This is a genomic window from Nocardiopsis trehalosi NBRC 14201 (assembly GCF_001552555.1).
GTDB lineage: Bacteria > Actinomycetota > Actinomycetes > Streptosporangiales > Streptosporangiaceae > Nocardiopsis_B > Nocardiopsis_B trehalosi.
Genome location: NZ_BCRK01000139.1, coordinates 1 through 16644, shown reverse-complemented (window position 1 = coordinate 16644; position 16644 = coordinate 1). Strand labels below are relative to the sequence as shown.

Annotated in this window: 13 protein-coding genes and 1 pseudogene; 8 read left to right on the top strand and 6 right to left on the bottom strand. The window is 75.8% G+C overall.

The genetic code is table 11. The features are described 5' to 3' along the window. Positions 1-1478: hypothetical protein (locus NT8_RS20815; RefSeq protein ID WP_067972315.1), on the bottom strand; the 1478-nt coding region annotated here is incomplete at its 3' end. A 170-nt stretch (positions 1479-1648) separates the two neighbouring features. Further along, on the bottom strand, positions 1649-5215 hold the full coding sequence (mfd, locus tag NT8_RS20810) for a transcription-repair coupling factor (RefSeq protein ID WP_067972312.1): 3567 nt from the start codon (positions 5213-5215) through the stop codon (positions 1649-1651). Positions 5216-5758: 543 nt separating this feature from the next. On the opposite strand from mfd, the gene cysC reads away from it, so the two are divergent. Then, positions 5759-7339 (top strand): adenylyl-sulfate kinase, encoded by a 1581-nt coding sequence (gene cysC / locus NT8_RS20805; protein WP_067972309.1) that lies wholly within the window; start codon positions 5759-5761, stop codon positions 7337-7339. A gap of 40 nt (positions 7340-7379) precedes the next feature. Beyond that, a complete protein-coding gene (locus tag NT8_RS20800) occupies positions 7380-8090 on the top strand; it encodes a MazG family protein (protein ID WP_067972307.1) in 711 nt (236 codons plus the stop codon). Here NT8_RS20800 and NT8_RS20795 read toward each other — a convergent pair. Both NT8_RS20795 and NT8_RS20790 read right to left on the bottom strand, forming a co-directional pair. Then, positions 8056-9510, bottom strand: coding sequence for an FtsW/RodA/SpoVE family cell cycle protein (locus NT8_RS20795; protein ID WP_067972304.1), 1455 nt, complete (start codon positions 9508-9510; stop codon positions 8056-8058). The two genes, NT8_RS20800 and NT8_RS20795, sit on opposite strands and share 35 nt — an antisense overlap. 169 nt (positions 9511-9679) lie before the next feature. Further along, positions 9680-10945 (bottom strand): FAD-dependent monooxygenase, encoded by a 1266-nt coding sequence (locus NT8_RS20790; protein ID WP_067972301.1) that lies wholly within the window; start codon positions 10943-10945, stop codon positions 9680-9682. Positions 10946-11113: 168 nt separating this feature from the next. Here NT8_RS20790 and NT8_RS20785 point away from each other — a divergent pair, with 168 nt between their 5' ends. From NT8_RS20785 to NT8_RS20765, 5 genes are all read left to right on the top strand, one after another. Beyond that, on the top strand, positions 11114-11647 hold the full coding sequence (locus NT8_RS20785) for a TetR/AcrR family transcriptional regulator (RefSeq protein ID WP_067972298.1): 534 nt from the start codon (positions 11114-11116) through the stop codon (positions 11645-11647). A gap of 238 nt (positions 11648-11885) precedes the next feature. Further along, positions 11886-13169, top strand: coding sequence for a phosphopyruvate hydratase (eno, locus tag NT8_RS20780; protein WP_067972296.1), 1284 nt, complete (start codon positions 11886-11888; stop codon positions 13167-13169). Positions 13170-13180: 11 nt separating this feature from the next. Then, complete coding sequence (locus NT8_RS20775) at positions 13181-13723, top strand: FtsB family cell division protein (protein WP_084469141.1); 543 nt, start codon at positions 13181-13183, stop codon at positions 13721-13723. Positions 13724-13887: 164 nt separating this feature from the next. Next, complete coding sequence (locus NT8_RS20770; protein ID WP_067972292.1) at positions 13888-14448, top strand: DUF501 domain-containing protein; 561 nt, start codon at positions 13888-13890, stop codon at positions 14446-14448. Beyond that, positions 14445-15464 carry a Ppx/GppA phosphatase family protein gene (locus NT8_RS20765; RefSeq protein ID WP_067972289.1) on the top strand — a complete coding sequence of 340 codons (1020 nt, stop codon included), beginning with the start codon at positions 14445-14447 and terminating at the stop codon, positions 15462-15464. The genes NT8_RS20770 and NT8_RS20765 overlap by 4 nt, the downstream gene beginning before the upstream one ends. 27 nt (positions 15465-15491) lie before the next feature. On the opposite strand, the gene NT8_RS20760 is transcribed toward NT8_RS20765, so the two are convergent. Both NT8_RS20760 and NT8_RS20755 read right to left on the bottom strand, forming a co-directional pair. Next, positions 15492-15761, bottom strand: a complete 270-nt coding sequence (locus NT8_RS20760) for a type II toxin-antitoxin system RelE family toxin (RefSeq protein ID WP_067972285.1) — start codon at positions 15759-15761, stop codon at positions 15492-15494. Then, complete coding sequence (locus NT8_RS20755; RefSeq protein WP_067972282.1) at positions 15758-16027, bottom strand: type II toxin-antitoxin system Phd/YefM family antitoxin; 270 nt, start codon at positions 16025-16027, stop codon at positions 15758-15760. The genes NT8_RS20760 and NT8_RS20755 overlap by 4 nt, the downstream gene beginning before the upstream one ends. Positions 16028-16461: 434 nt before the next feature. Between NT8_RS20755 and NT8_RS20750 the strand changes: the two are divergent. Next, positions 16462-16644 (top strand): annotated as a pseudogene (locus NT8_RS20750) (NAD(P)/FAD-dependent oxidoreductase); the annotation flags it as partial.

The following is a 16644-nucleotide window of genomic DNA, read 5'->3' as shown; positions in this document are numbered from 1 at the left end:
GGGGCGGGCGGCTCGGCGGGCGGGATGGCGACGGCGGCGAGGCCGGGGACCCGGGCGCCGACCGCCGCCAGGCGGGCGGTGGTGTCGGCCAGGTCCGACCTGCGGGTGACGCCCAGTTCCACGGCCGGCAGGACCGCGTCGGCCTCCGCCGCCATGGCCGCCGCGTCGGCCCGCGCCGACGCCGGGGCCGTGGCCACCACCACGTAGCGGGCGGTGCCGCGCAGCCGGCGCAGCAGGTCGGTCATCACCCGCTGCTGGAGCAGCGCCGAAGCGTCACCGCGCCCGTGCCGCAGCACCCGCAGCCCCGGCACGCGCGGGCTGCGGCACTCCAGCGCCTCCGGGGCGTCGCCGGCCAGCGCCTCGGCCAGCCCCGGCCCGGCGGACAGCCCCAGCAGGCCGCGCACGGCGGAGTCGTCCGGGTCGGCGCACACCAGCAGCACGTCGGCGCCGATGCGGGTGAACGCCGCGGCGAGGTCGACCGCCGCCACCGCGCCCGCGCGGCCCGGGGTCACCCCCGGCACCAGCAGCACCCGGCGCCCGTCGCCCAACCGGGCCTCCAGGGTGTGCGCGGCCTCGTTGGCGCGCTGCTCCGCCGCCCCCGCCGCCGGGACCGGCCCGGCCGCCGTGTCGAGCAGCAGCGGCGCGTCCGCCGCGCGGCGGACGTCGCGCGCCGTGTGCAGCCGGGAGTCGCCCCGGTCGAGCAGGTAGGCGGTGCCCAGCCCCAGCAGCAGGCCGGTCATGGCGCCCCCGCCCAGCCACAGCAGGGGCACCGGCGCGGTCGGCGACTCCGGGGCCGTGGCCGGCGTGATGACCTGGCCGGGCACGACCGAGTCGCGCAGCGCGCGCAGCGGGTTGATGTCGCCGTTGAGGTCGGACACCTCGTTCTGCACCGCGTCGAGGCGCGCCTGCGCCCGCATGCGCGCCGCGCCGCTGCCCCGGGAGGCGTCGTCGGCGAGGCCCGCCAGCTCCTCGTACCGCGCGTCGGCCTCCTCCTGGAGGGCCGCGAGGCGGACGTCGATCTGCGCGCCGACCTGGTCGGCGCGGTAGGTCAGGTAGGCGTCGGCGAACGCCTCGGCGCCGCGCCGCGCGTCCTCGGGGTCGGCGGCGCGGTAGCCGATCTCCAGCACGCTGCTGTTGGGCGGGACGGTGACCTCGACCCGCTCGCGCAGCTCGGTGGCCGACACCCCGCTGCCCAGTAGTTCGGCCGCCGCCGTGGCCACCCGGGCGGACCGGACGATCTGCGCCTCGGTGTCGAGGTTGACCTCGCCGTTGGTGCGCCCCGCCCGCTCGCCGGTCAGCTCCGCCAACCCGGTGGGCCGCACCTGGACGGCGGTGGTGGCCGTGTAGGACTCCGGGGCCACGGCCAGCCCGAGGGCGGCGGCGGACAGCCCGGCGAGGACGCCGCCGCCCACGACCGCCCACCGGCGGCGGAGCAGGTCCGCGTAATCGTGCAGATCCGGTGCGGAGGAGGTGTCCATTCGGCGCAGGTCCCTTCGACGGCGGCCACGACACGGGGCGTCGGACACGGAGAGTCGCGCCGACGATACCCAGGGTAGTCGTTTTGGGCGTCCCGAAGGTTTACCGTGAACGGTGATTCACGCACGCGGTCGCGGCGGCACCGGCCGTGCGGGGCGCGCCGCGCGGCGGGTCAGCGCCGGGCGGCCGCGGGCTCGAACAGCGCCCGCACCAGCTCGGTGCACCACTGGAGCAGCTCCAGGTCGCGGAGCTGCCGGCCGCCGATCCCGCCCGCCTTGGGCACCGGCACCAGCAGGGTGCGCGTGGTCTCCTTGTAGACGGCCTTGGGGTGCAGGCGGCGCAGCCGCAGCTGCTGCGACTCGCGCAGCTCCACCGGCGCGAACCGCACCTGGCCGCCCTGGAGCACCACGTCGGTCAGCCCGGCGCTCTTGGCGAGCACCCGGAACCGGGCCACCGCCAGCAGGTTGTCGACCGGCTGCGGCGGCGGGCCGAACCGGTCGACCAGCTCCTCGCGGGCCGCCGCGATGTCGTCCTCGCCGGTGACCCCCGCCAGCCGCTTGTACGCCTGGAGCCGCAGCCGCTCGCCCGGCACGTAGTCGTGCGGGATGTGCGCGTCGATGGGCAGCTCGACCTTGGTCTCGGTGGTCTCCTCGCCGGAGTCGGGCGAGCCCTTCAGCTCGCGGACGGCCTCGCCCACCATGCGCACGTACAGGTCGAAGCCGACCCCCGCGATACTGCCCGACTGCTCGGCGCCGAGGATGTTGCCCGCCCCGCGGATCTCCAGGTCCTTCATGGCGACGTACATGCCGGCGCCGGTCTCGGTGTGCTGGGCCACCGTGGCGAGCCGCTCGTGCGCGGTCTCGGTGAGCGGCTTCTCGGGCGGGTACAGGAAGTACGCGTAGGCGCGCTCGCGGCCGCGCCCCACCCGGCCGCGCAGCTGGTGCAGCTGCGACAGCCCGTAGGTGTCGGCGCGGTCGACGATGAGCGTGTTGGCGTTGGGGACGTCCAGCCCGGACTCCACGATCGTGGTGGACACCAGGACGTCGAAGTTCTTCTCCCAGAAGTCGACCATGACGCGTTCGAGCTGCTGCTCGTTCATCTGCCCGTGCGCGTAGGCGACGCGGGCCTCGGGCACCAGCCGGGCCAGGGTCGACGCGACCCGGTCGATGGACGCCACCCGGTTGTGCACGAAGAACACCTGGCCCTCGCGCATGAGTTCGCGCCGGATGGCCGCCGCGATCTGCTTCTCCTCGTAGGGCCCGACGAAGGTCAGCACCGGGTGGCGCTCCTCGGGCGGGGTGAGGATGGTGGTCATCTCGCGGATGCCGGTGAGGCCCATCTCCAGCGTGCGCGGGATGGGCGTGGCCGACATGGCGAGCACGTCGACCTGGGTGCGCAGCCGCTTCAACGTCTCCTTGTGCTCGACGCCGAACCGCTGCTCCTCGTCGATGACGATGAGGCCCAGGTTCTTGAACCGGGTCTCGCTCGACAGCAGCCGGTGGGTGCCGATGACGATGTCGATCTCGCCGCTGCGCAGGCCCGCGCGGGTGGCCTCGACCTCGGCCTCGGACTGGAACCGCGACATCGGCTTGACCGTGACCGGGAACGACGCGTACCGCTCGGTGAACGTCGACAGGTGCTGCTGCACGAGCAGGGTGGTGGGCACCAGCACGGCCACCTGCTTGCCGTCCTGCACCGCCTTGAACGCCGCCCGCACCGCGACCTCGGTCTTGCCGTAGCCGACGTCGCCGCAGATGAGCCGGTCCATGGGGACCGACCGCTCCATGTCGCGCTTGACCTCCTCGATGGCGGCGAGCTGGTCGGGGGTCTCGACGTAGGGGAACGCGTCCTCCAGCTCCCGCTGCCACGGGGTGTCGGGCGCGAACGCGTGCCCCGGGCTGGCCTGGCGCGCGGAGTACAGCCGGATCAGGTCGCCGGCGATCTCGCGGACGACCTTGCGGGCGCGGCTCTTGGCCTTGGACCACTCGGCCCCGCCCATCTTGGACAGGGTGGGGGCCTCGCCGCCGACGTAGCGGGTGACCTCGTCGAGCTGGTCGGTGGGCACGAACAGGCGGTCGCCCGGCTGGCCCCGCTTGGACGCGGCGTACTCGATGACGAGGTACTCGCGCGTGGCGCCCTGGATGCTGCGGCTGACCATCTCGATGTAGCGGCCGACACCATGCTGCTCGTGGACGACGTAGTCGCCCGGCTTGAGCTGGAGCGGGTCGACGGTGCCGCGGCGGCGGCTGGGCATGCGCCGCATGTCGCGGGTGGAGGACTTCTGCCCGACCAGGTCGGTCTCGGTGAGGACCACCGTGCGCACCGACCGCCACACGAACCCGTGCCCGAGGAGCCCGGTGGTGACCGTCGCGACCGCCGGCTCGGGGGCGTCGGGGAGGTCGGCGCGCAGCCGGGCCCCGAGCCCGGCGTCGCGGAGCATGGCGACCAGGCGCTCGGCCGGCCCCTGCCCCGGGGTCAGCAGCACCACGCGCCATTCGTCGTGCAGCCAGGACTTGACGTCGGCGAGCGCGCGCTCGGTGTCGCCCCGGTAACTGTCGGCGGCGGCCGCGCCGAGCTCGACGGTGCCGCCGGGGGCGTCGTCGTCGGGTTCGGCGCCGGCCTCGAACGGGCTGATGCTCCACCACGGGACGCCCAGCGCGTCGGCGTCGCCGCGCACCTCGGCGATCGACCGGTAGGCGGAGGCGCCGAGGTCGATGGGGGCCTCGCCGCCGGAGGCGGCGTTGATCCACGACGCGTCCAGGAACTCGCGGCTGGTGGCCTCCAGCTCGATGGCGCGGGTGCGGATGCGCTCGGGGTCGCAGCCGACGATGAGCGCGCCGGCGGGCAGGTAGGAGAACAGCGGCTCCATGCGCTCGGCCAGCACGGGCGCGAACGCCTCCATGCCCTCGACCGACAGGCCGTCGGCGAGCTTGTCGAGCACGTCGGCCAGCGCCGGGTGCTCGGCGGCGAGCGCGCGGGCGCGGTCGCGGACCTCGGGGGTGAGCAGGAGTTCGCGGCAGGGCGGCGCGAACAACCCGGACTCCGAGCGGTCGCCGATCGACCGCTGGTCGGCGACCTGGAAGTACCGGATCTCCTCGACCTGGTCGCCCCAGAACTCCAGGCGCAGCGGGTGCTCCTCGGTGGGCGGGAAGACGTCGAGGATGCCGCCGCGCACGGCGAGGTCGCCGCGCTTCTCGACCAGGTCGACCCGGGCGTACCCGGCCTCGACCAGGGCGCGGACGACGTCGTCGAGTTCGGCCTCGTCGCCCGGCCGGATGCGCACCGGGGCGAGGTCGCCCAGGCCCGCCACCAGCGGCTGCAGCACCGCGCGCACGGGCGCGACCACGACCCGCAGCGGCGCGGTGAGGGGGTCGGCGGGGTCGGGGTGGGCGAGCCGGCGCAGGACGGCGAGGCGCTGCCCGACGGTGTCGGAGCGCGGCGACAGCCGCTCGTGCGGCAGGGTCTCCCAGGCGGGGAACAGCGCGACCGAGTGCGCGGGCAGCAGCGACCCCAGCTCGTCGGTGAGGTCGGCGGCCTCGCGCTCGGTGGCGGTGACGGCCAGGACCGGACGGTCGGCGCCCACGGGCGCGTCGGCCGCGAGCGCCGCGATGAGGAACGGCCGCAGCGACGGGGGCGCGACGAGGTCCAGGCGCGGGTCGCGCCCGCCGCGCGCGGTGGCGATCGTCTGCTTGAGTGCGGGGTCGTCGGTGACGACGCCGAGAAGTCCAGAGAGGCTCATATCACCAGTCAGAGGCGTGTGTCAGTGGTACCGGTGGTGCCGCCGCCGTGCGGAGCGGTCCGCGCGGGGCCCGGCGGGGCGGCCGTTCGCGGGCCCGTCCGCCGCACCGATGTCCGTTGTCCGTGTTCTCCGCTCGATCGCCGGGGGACGCGCGGCGCCGCCGCCCGGAGCACCCGGGCGGGGGATCGCCGTGGACACCCGCCGTGGTCCCGCCGGGCCCGTGGTGCTCGGCGTGTTGGTCGACCCGGGCGGGGCGCACCCGTCCCTTAGCCTATGCGCCGCGCCGCTTCCGGGGGCACGTTGCGCACAGGTGTGACGCGTGCCCCTGCGGCCCCTGGGCGGGGGGCGGGCGGTGCTCGGTCCGAGGTCCTGTCCGATCACCTGTCGCAACGCGCGGACGGGGACGCGTGTTCCCGCGCGCGGCCGGTTCCGGCCGCCCGCGCCCCGCCCGCCGGGGTGCGGGCGCCGGGCCGCCGCGCCACCGCCCGCACCGGCGGGCATACGCTGGTCGGTGCACGTTGCGCGCGGGGTCGGGAGGTCGGATTGAGCGTCGGCAGGGGCCACAGCGACGACGGTGGCGACGGCGGTGCGGGGGCGCCGGTGTTCGCGCCGGACCCGGTGGGGCTGGCGCACCTGGAGCTGATCCTGAGCGGCGGCTACCCGCTGCCCGGGTTCATGACGTCCGCCGAGGCCGCGGCCGTCGCCGCCGGGGGCCGGCTGCCCGACGGCACCCCGTGGCCGGTCCCGGTCACCCTGGCGGTGCCCGACGACCTCGCCGGCGCCGACCGGGTCGTCCTCACCGACCCCGAGGGGGCGCCGCTGGCGGAGCTGCGGGTGAGCGAGCGGTGGTCGGCCGAGCCCGGCCCGCCCGCGGGCCCCGGGGCCGCGCCGGACCGCCCGGCCACCCGCCTGGCGGGCGAGGTCCGGTTCATCCGCCCGTCGATGTACGGCACCCTGCGCCACCTGCGGCTGGCGCCGGCCGAGGCGCGCGGCCAGCGGGAGATCAGCGGGTTCGCCGACCGCCCGCTGCTGGCGGTCGTCACCGCCCGCCCCCTGCACCACCGCGCGCTGCACCAGGTCCGGGCCGCGGCCGAGGAGCTGGGCGCCGAGGTCCTCGTCCTCATCGACGCCCCCTTCGACGACGAGGGCATGGCGCCGGCCGTGCTCGCCGCCGAGCCGCTGCTGCCGCCCCGCACGCGCTTCGTCGTGGCCACCCTGCCCCCGGCCGCCGCGTGCGGCGACGCCCCGCTGCCCGGCGACCGCGCCGACCTGCTGGCCGCGCACGTCGCCCGCTCCTACGGCGCCACCCACGTGCTGCTCGACCGCGACCCCGCCGCCGGGCCGCCCGCCCCGCTCGACGGGGCGCCGGTGCCCGTGCTGCGCCCGGAGCCGTGGCGCTACGACACCGCCGAAGGCCTGTGGCGGCCCGCGGACCAGGTGCCCGACGACCGCTCCGCCGCCGAACCCGGCGACGCCGAGGTCGAGGAGGAGCTGGCCCTGGGCCGCGACCTGCCCGCCTGGTTCACCCCGGCCCGGGTCGCCGCCGAGCTGGCCCGGCTGCGCCCCGCCCGCACCCGCCGCGGCCTGGTGGTGCTGTTCACCGGCCTGTCGGGGTCGGGCAAGTCCACGGTGGCGCGCGGGGTGGCCGAGGGGGTGCGCCGCTCCGGGCGCACGGTCACCCTCCTCGACGGCGACGTGGTGCGCCGCATGCTGTCGGCCGGGCTGACGTTCTCCCGCGCCGACCGCGACCTCAACGTCCGCCGCATCGGCTACGTCGCCGCCGAGATCGCCCGGCACGGCGGCGTCGCGGTGTGCGCGCCCATCGCCCCCTACGCCGCCGTCCGCGCCGAGGTGCGCGCCATGGCCCGCGAGGCCGGGGGCGACTTCTTCCTGGTGCACGTGGCCACCCCGCTGGAGGTCTGCGAGGCGCGCGACCGCAAGGGCCTCTACGCCAAGGCGCGCGCCGGGGAGATCCCCGCGTTCACCGGCGTGTCCGACCCCTACGAGGAGCCGGACGACGCCGAACTGGTGCTGCGCACCGAGGACCGGGCGGTGAAGGAGTCGGTCGCCGAGACCCTGGCCGCGCTGCGCGCCGGCGGCTGGCTGCCCGCCGACCGCACCTGAGGGCGGCCCCCGCCGCCGCACGCCACAACGGAGGGAACGCATGAACGACGACCGCCCCGTGCCCGGCCACCGGGTGCTCCGCCTGGTCGAGGTGATGGACGTCCTGCGCCGCGAGTGCCCCTGGGACGCCGGGCAGACCCACGAGACCCTGGCGAAGTACCTCATCGAGGAGGCGTACGAGGCGCTGGAGACCATCGAGGAGGGCGACTGGGCGACGCTCCGCGACGAGCTGGGCGACGTCCTGCTCCAGGTGGTGTTCCACGCCCGGGTGGCCGAGGAGCGGGGCGCCGACGGCTTCACCATCGACGACGTCGCGGACGCCATCGTGGACAAGCTGACCCGCCGCCACCCGCACGTGTTCGCCGGGGTAGAGGTCGCGGGCGCCGACGACGTCCGCGCCAACTGGGAGGACATCAAGGCCGCCGAACGCGCCGCCGGGGGCCGCGACGCCTCGGTGCTCGACGGCGTGCCGTTCGGCCAGCCCGCGGCGCTGCTCGCCTACGAGCTGCAGAAGCGGGCCGAGCGCAACGGGGTCCCGGCCGACCTGGTGGCCGACGACGGGGGGCCCGGCGGCCCCCTGTTCGCCGCCGTCCACGCCGCGCGCTCCGCCGGCGGCGACCCCGAGATGGACCTGCGCGCGGCGGCCCGCCGGTTCGACGGCCGGGTCCGCGCGGCCGAGGCGCGCGCCCGCGCCGACGGCCGCGACCCGCGCCGGCTCAGCGCCGCGGAGTGGCGCGCGTACTGGGACTGACCCCCCGGGGCCGGCGGCCCGGCCCCTCCAGGCGCATCGCCTCGGTGGGGTCCTCGCCGGGGCCGGCCGCCGGAGCGGGGCGGCGGACGGTGTCGCTCACCCGCAGCCACAGGCCCAGCCCGATCCAGTTGGCGATCAGCGACGACCCGCCCGCCGCCAGGAACGGCGTGGTCAGCCCGGTCAGCGGGATCAGGGCGGTGACCCCGCCGAGCACGACGAACACCTGGAACGCCATTAGGAACGCGAAGCCGGTGAGCATCAGCTTGAGGAAGGGGTCGCGCGCGCCCAGGGCGATGGCGAAGCCGCGCCCCGACAGCAGGGCGAGCAGCAGCAGGACCGCGGCGAGCCCCAGCAGGCCGAGCTTCTCGCCGATGGAGACGAGCACGAGGTCGCTGTCGGAGGCGAAGACGTCCTCCGCCCGCCCCCGCCCGAACCCGGTGCCGAACAGGCCGCCGTCGGCGAGCGCGAACAGGCCCTGCCCGACCTGGTAGCCGCCGCCCCCCGCCGAGTACACCTCCGGCGCGAACGGGTCGATCCAGATGGCGACCCGCTGCCGGACGTGCCAGAACATCAGGTAGGCGGCCGACGCCCCGGTGAAGAACATGGCCAGCCCGATGCCCACCCACGACTTGCGGGCGGTGGCGGTGTAGAGCATCGCCAGGAACACGCTGAACAGCACGAGCGAGGTGCCGAGGTCGCGGGTGCCCACCAGCAGCAGGAGGGCGAACCCCCACGCGGCCACGACCGGGCCGAAGTGGCGCATGCGCGGCAGGGTGAACACCTTCACGCCGCGGACCCGGATCTGCCGGGCCGCCAGTGCCAGCACGTCGCGCTTGGCGCCCAGGTAGGCGGCGAGGAAGACGATGAGCAGGATGCCGGCGAACTCCGAGGGCTGCACGGTGTACCCGCCCACGGCGATCCACCGGCGGGCGCCGAACACCTCGACGCCGATGACGGGCAGCACCGGCAGCAGGATGAGCACGAGCCCCGCCGCGGCGGTCAGGTAGGGGTAGCGCTGCAGCCGCGCGGGCCGGCGCACCGCCAGCAGCACGGTCAGGCAGGCGGCCGCGCCGATGGCGGTCCACACCAGTTGGCGGTCGGCCTCGGCGGCGCCGGGGTCGTCGGCCCGGTGCAGGCCCCAGATGACGGTCAGCCCGAGGCCGTTGAGGGCGGTGGCCAGCGGCAGCACCAGCGGGTCGGCCCACGGCGCGACGGCGCGCAGGGCGGTGTGCAGGGTGAGCGCGCCCGCCGCGACCACCCCGACGTAGAGGGGGAGTTCGCGCGGGACCCGGCCGTCGATCTGCAGCCCGGCCATGGCCAGGCCGAGGGCGAACACGGCGAGGGCGAGCAGGACCAGGACGAGTTCGGTGCCGCGCCGCCTCGGCGGAGCGGCGCGCTCGCGGTGTCCGGGTGTCGCCATTCCGCCTCGCTGGTGGTGGGTGCGCCCCGGCCGCGGGGCGCGGGCCGCGCCGGGAGCGGACCGGCGCCGCGGCGGTCGCGGCGTGCGGGCCCGGTGCCCGTTGGGGTGTTCCCGGCCGGGCCGGTGGATAACCCCCGGGGCGGTGCCGAGACCGCCGGTCCCGGGCGGCTCAGCGTACCGCGTGGTCGCGGTAGTCGCGCAGCGTGATGGAGCGGGCGGCCCGGCCCACCCTGCTGCCCGGGGCGCCCAGCCGGGCGAGCAGCGGGGCCGAGCGCACCGCCAGGTCGCGGACCCGCAGCCCCGGCGCCGTGGCCGGCACGAGGAACCGGGCGCCGGGCGCGGCGATGTCCTGGTTGGCGCGCATGAAGGCGCGCGTCTCCGCCTCATAGCGGGGCAGGGCCACCGCGGGGTCGCCGCCCGCCGCGGCGAGTTCGCCGGCCAGCACGTAGGCGCCCACCAGGGCCATGCTGGTGCCCTGCCCCGACATCGGCGAGGGGCCGTAGGCGGCGTCGCCCACCAGGTCGGTCCGGCCGCGGGTCCACCCGGGCATGCGGATCTGGGTGATGCCGTCGAAGTAGAGGTCGGGGTCGGCGCGCACGCCGGCGAGGACGGCCGGGACCTCCCAGCCCATGCCGCCGAACACCTCCTCCAGCACCCGGACGCGGTCGGCCCGGTCGGCGGGGCGGGTGGCGCCGCCGTCGCGGCGGGCGAATGCCAGCAGGGCCTTGGCCTCGGGGTTGGGACCGGTGAGGGGCGGTTCGCCGGCGCGCGGCGGCTCCGCGCGCGCGGTGTGCGGGGCCCCGCTGTACAGGCCGGCGACCCGGCCGGGGGTGGTGCACAGCACGGCCTCGCGGTCCAGACCGAGGTGGTTGGGCACGGTGCAGATGGCGATGTAGCGCCCGAGGTGGCGGAGGTAGCGCTCCTCGGGGCCGAAGGCGAGGGCGCGCACGTTGGAGTGCAGCCCGTCGGCGCCGACGACGAGGTCCACGACGCGGTCGGGCCCGTTCTCGAAGGACACCCGCACCCCGGCGGGGCCCTCCTCCAGCGCGGCGATGGAGTCGCCGTACACGTACTCGCAGGTGGAGCGGGTGGCGTCGATGAGGATGCGGGCGAGGTGGCCCCGGAGCAGCTCGGCGTCGGCGCCGTCGGTGTCGCCGCCGATCACCCCGGCGTCGAGGGCGGCCACCGTGCGCCCGGCGCCGTCCACGAAGCGGGCGCGCGCCGTGCCGGTGTGGGCGCGCCGCACGTCGGGGAGCAGGCCCATGCGCTCGACGGCGGTGATCGCGGCGCCGCGGACGTCGACGGCGTACCCGCCCTCGCGCGGGCGGGGCGCCCGCTCCACGACGACCGGGTCGAAGCCGTAGCGGTGCAGCCAGAAGGCGAGGGCCGGTCCGGCGACGCTCGCGCCGGAGATGAGGACGGTTCGGGTCTGCACGGGGACCTCCCTGAGGGCGGCCGTCGGAGGCGGCCGGACACCGGCAGCGTAGACCGGGTACTTGCCGTGCGGCAAGTAAGCTACCGGTCGGCAGGCAGGGAGCCGGTAGACTCCCACCCGCGCCCGGCCGGCCGGCGGCCGGCGGTACCGGCGGCAGGGGGCACCGACGTGGCGAGGCAGCGGAGCGACACGCGGGCGGAGATCCGCGACACCGCGCTGGAGCTGTTCGCCGCGCGGGGCTACCGGGCCACCAGCCTGCGGGAGATCGCCGAACGCCTGGGCATCACCAAGGCGGCGCTCTACTACCACTTCCCGTCGAAGGCCGACCTGGTGCGCGAACTGGTGCGCCCGCTGTTCGACGACGTCGAGGCGCTGCTCGCCGCGGCCGAGCGCGACGGCGTGCCCGACCGGCGCGCCCTGCTCGGCGGCTACCTCGACGTCTCGGTCCGCCACCACCGCCTGTACACGGCGGTGCTGACCGACGTCGCGACCTTCGCCGACCTCGGCCTGGTCCCGGCCGTCATGGCGTGGCGGACCCGGCTGACGGCCCTGCTCGTCGGCGCCGACCCCGCGCCGGCCGACGCGGCCCGCGCCGTCATCGCCGTCGGCGGCCTCCAGGACTGCGCGGTCGTCCTCGCCGATGCGCCGATCGCGGACTACCGCGAGGCCGCGCTCGACGCCGCCGTCCGCGCCCTGGGCTGACCGCCGCCGCCCGGCCGGTCCCGTGCCGGTCCCGTGTCGGGGCCGGATGACCGCCGATTGTGGACTAGACCAATTTCCGGTGCCGGGTGCAGACGGTGCGGGGGCGGGGTCGCTAGGCTCGGGGACGGTTCGCACGGTCGTCGCGGCGGACCGCAGCAGCGGGTGCGCGCACGCGCGCCCCGCCCGGCCCGCGCGCACGCGCGGACCCGCACCGGACGCGATACGAAGGAGTACAACGTTGTCGTCGATCGAGGCAGTACAGGCGCGAGAGATCCTCGACTCCCGCGGGAACCCGACGGTCGAGGTCGAGATCGCGCTCGACGACGGAACGGTGGCCCGCGCGGCGGTGCCCAGCGGCGCGTCCACCGGGCAGTTCGAGGCGGTCGAGCTGCGCGACGGCGGTGACCGCTACGGCGGCAAGGGCGTCGAGAAGGCGGTGACCGCCGTCAACGACGAGGTCGCCGACGAGATCCTCGGCTTCGCCCCCGAGGAGCAGCGGCTCATCGACCGCGCCCTCATCGACCTCGACGGCACCCCCGACAAGTCCCGCATCGGCGCCAACGCCATCCTCGGGACCTCGCTCGCCGCCGCCAAGGCCGCCGCGCTCGCCGCCGACCTGCCCCTGTTCCGCTACATCGGCGGCCCCAACGCCCACGTGCTGCCGGTGCCGATGATGAACATCCTCAACGGCGGCGCGCACGCCGACACCAACGTCGACATCCAGGAGTTCATGATCGCCCCGATCGGGGCGGCGAGCTTCCGCGAGGCCGTCCGCTGGGGCGCCGAGGTCTACCACGCCCTCAAGTCCGTGCTCAAGGCGCACGGCCTGGCCACCGGCGTCGGCGACGAGGGCGGGTTCGCCCCCGACCTGGAGAGCAACCGCGCCGCGCTCGACCTCATCCTGGAGGCGGTGCAGAAGGCCGGCTACACCCCCGGCAGCGACATCGCCCTGGCGCTCGACGTCGCCGCCACCGAGTTCCACCAGGACGGCACCTACCGCTTCGAGGGCACCGCGCGCAGCTCGGAGGAGATGGCCGCCTACTACGGCGAGCTGCTCGACTCCTACCCGCTGGTCTCCATCGAGGACCCGCTGGACGAGGAGGACTGGGCCGGCTGGACCGCGCTCACCGAGCGCGTCGGCAAGCGCGTGCAGATCGTCGGCGACGACCTGTTCGTCACCAACCCCGAGCGGCTGCAGCGGGGCATCGGCGAGGGCGCCGCCAACTCGCTGCTCGTCAAGGTGAACCAGATCGGCACCCTGACCGAGACCCTCGACGCCGTGTCCCTGGCCCAGCGCAGCGGCTACACCGCGATGATCTCGCACCGCTCCGGCGAGACCGAGGACACCACGATCGCCGACATCGCGGTCGCCACCAACGCCGGCCAGATCAAGACCGGCGCCCCGGCCCGCAGCGAGCGCGTCGCGAAGTACAACCAGCTGCTGCGCATCGAGGAGGAGCTGGACGACGCGGCCGTCTACGCGGGCGTGTCGGCCTTCCCCCGGTTCGCCGCCAAGGGCTAGGCTGGCCCGCCATGTCCAAGGTGCCCGATCCGCCGGAGGGGGGCCGCGCCCGGCGCGGCCCCCGCGACCGCGCCCCCGCGGCGCGGTCGCGCCGCCCCGCGGTGCCCCCGGCGCCGGGCAGTGCGGCACGCTCCGGCCGCGGCGCGACCGCCGCGGCCGGGGCCGCCGCCGCGCGCACCCCGCGCGCCCGGCCCGCGCTGACCAGCCGGGCCGCCGTCCTCGCCCTCGTCGTCTGCGTCATCGCGCTCAGCCTGGCCTACCCGCTGCGCGAGTACGTCGCCCAGCGCGCCGAGATCGCCCAGCTGCGCGAGGAGCAGGACCGCGCCCAGCAGAGCGTCGCCGACCTCCAGGAGCGCAGCGAGCAGCTGCGCGACCCGCTCTACATCGAGCGCGAGGCGCGCGACCGGCTGCACTACCGGTACCCGGGCGAGCGCACCTACGTCGTCATCTCCGGCGCGGACGAACCCGCCGAGGACCCCGCCGTCACCTCCGACGAGCCGTGGTTCACCCGCCTCTGGCAGTCGGTCAAGGCCGCCGACGCACCCGGCGACTGAGCCCCGCACCGGCCCGCCCGCGCGGGCCCGGCCCGCCGCCGCGCGCCCGCCGCCCGCCGCCCGCCGAGTCTCCCCTCCCACCGCCGCCCGGTCCCGCGAGCGGCCCTCGCGCGGCGCCCGCCCGGAACGGGCGCCGCCGGCCAGGGGCTACGCTGAAAGACGCCATGACTTCCACCGATCGCGCCGCGGAGCCCTTCTCCGCCGAGGACGCCGCCGCCGTCGCCCAGCAGCTCGGCCGCCCGCCGCGCGGGCTGCGCGCCGTCGCGCACCGCTGCCCGTGCGGCCTGCCCGACGTGGTGCGCACCGCGCCCCGCCTGGACGACGGCACCCCGTTCCCCACGCTGTACTACCTGACCTGCCCGCGCGCGGCGTCGGCCATCGGCACCCTGGAGGCCGACGGCGCCATGCGAGCCATGCAGGCCCGCCTCGCCGACGACCCCGGCCTGCGCGCCGCCTACGAGCGCGCCCACGCGGCCTACCTCGCCGCGCGCGACGACCAGGCGCGGGCCGACGGCGTCGAACCGCTGCCCGAGGGCATGCAGAGCGCCGGCGGCATGCCCGAGCGCGTCAAGTGCCTGCACGCCCTCGTCGCCCACGAGCTGGCCGAGCCCGGCACCAACCCGTTCGGCCGCGAAGCCCTCGACGCGCTGCCCGACTGGTGGGCCAAGGGGCCGTGCGCGTGCACCGACGGCGCGGCCGACTCCGACGAAGGCGAGACGAAGTGACCACTGTGGCGGCCGTCGACTGCGGCACCAACTCGATCCGGCTGCTGATCGCGGGCGTGCTGGACCTCGACGGCGACGAGCTCCAGCTGTTCGACATCGAGCGGCGCATGGAGGTCGTCCGCCTCGGCCAGGGCGTCGACCGCACCGGGGAGTTCGCGCCCGAGGCGCTGGAGCGCACGTTCGCGGCGCTGCGCGGGTACGCCGACCTGATGCGCGAGCACGGGGTCGAGCCCGGCCCGGCCACGGTCCGCATGGTGGCCACCAGCGCCACCCGCGACGCCGCCAACCGCGACGTGTTCATCGACGGGGTGCGCGAGATCCTGGGCGTCGAGCCCGAGGTCGCCACCGGCGACGAGGAGGCCGAACTCTCCTTCGTCGGCGCCACCGCCGAACTGGAGGCCGGTCCCGAGGACGACGGCGACCCGGCGGCGCTCGCCCCGCCGTTCCTGGTGGTCGACATCGGGGGCGGGTCGACCGAGTTCGTGCTCGGCCACGCCGACCCCGAGGCCGGCGCCGACGGCGCGGTGCGCGCGGCCCGCTCGGTCGACATCGGGTGCGTGCGCATGACAGAGCGCCACCTGGCCGACGACCCGCCCACGGCCGAGCAGATCGCCGCGGCCACCGCCGACATCGACGCCGCGCTCGACCAGGCCGCCGCGGCCGTGCCGCTCGGCGCGGCCGGCACGGTCGTGTGCGTGGCGGGCACCGCCACCACGGTGGCGGGCATCGCGCTGGACCTCCCGGCCTACGACCCCGACCGCATCCACCACACGCGGGTCACCGCCGGGCGCACGCACGAGGTGGCCCGCGAACTGCTGGCCATGCCGCGCGAGCAGCGGGCGGCGCTCGGGGTGATGCACCCGGGCCGGGTCGACGTGATCGGCGCGGGCGCCCTCATCCTCGACCGCGTCCTGGCCCGCACGGGCGCCGGCGCGTTCGTCGCCAGCGAGCACGACATCCTCGACGGCATCGCCTGGAGCCTCGCCCTGGGGGCCACCACCGACGCGGCCGGCTGACCTGCGGGGACGGATGACGGCGGGGCGTCACAGATTGCGGTAGACGTCCCGCCGGTCGCCGACCTTGACGACGAGGATGAGGAGTTCACCGTTGTCGATCCGGTAGGCGACCCGGTATCCGCCGACCCGCAGCCGGTAGAGCCCGGACGGGCCGGTGAGCTTCTTGACGTCGGCGTCCTCGCGGTACGGGTCGTCGCCGAGTGCGGTCAGCGCGGCCAGGATGCGCATGGCGTCGGGCCGGCTGATGGCCCGGAGCTGCCGCTGCGCCGCCGCGGTGAACCGGAACGCGTATTTCACGCCGCGCCGTCCTGGTCGGCGAACAGGTCTGCCAGGAGTTCGGCCATCGATACGGTCGGCCCGCCCTCGGCCAGGACCGCCTCCGCCTCGCGTGCCAGCAGCACGTCGGCGGCCTGTTCCAGTGCCTCGAAGTCGGCGATCGGCACCACGGCCGCCACCGGGGCGCCGTTGCGCGTGATGACCGTGGGAGTGCCCTCCTCGGCCCGGTTGATGTGCTCCGCGAGATGGGCGCGAGCGTCGCGTACGGTCACGGTGTTCTCGGTCATGCGGTCAAGTGTACACAAATGTGTGTACACCAGGGGAGCCTACTCCCGCTCGCCTCCGGCATCGCCTGGAGCCTCGCCCTGGGCGTCACCGCCTACGCGGCGGGCTGACCTGCGGGGACGGGGGTCCGCTGCAGGTGGGGGACGTGAGACGCATCACGCGCGGACCTGCGCGTGAAAGCGTTCACAAGGCGCTGACCTGGTGCGATGGGCTATACGGCTGCTTTATCATGGTCTAAACCTTTCCTGGTCGTCGCTTCCCTGACGGGGGCGGCTTGTGAAACCATGCACAAGCAGGAGGAGGGGATCGGACCTCCGCCTAAAGGAAAGAAGTACCGACCTTTCCGTTGAAGGCCGTTACGAACATGCCAGTCAACGAAGACTTACCGATCTTTGCGACCCCGGTGGCCGCGGAACGGGAACCTAGGGTGGATGCGATGACCGAGAGCAGGAACTACCGGCTGGTGCACGGCGGTGGTGACGAATCGGAGATCCCCCACGTGCTCATCGTCGGCGGTGGGTACCTGGGCATGTACACCGCGATGCGGCTGGAGAAGAAGCTCGGCGCGGGCGAGGCCCGCATCACGGTCGTGGACCCCAACTCCTACATGACCTACCAG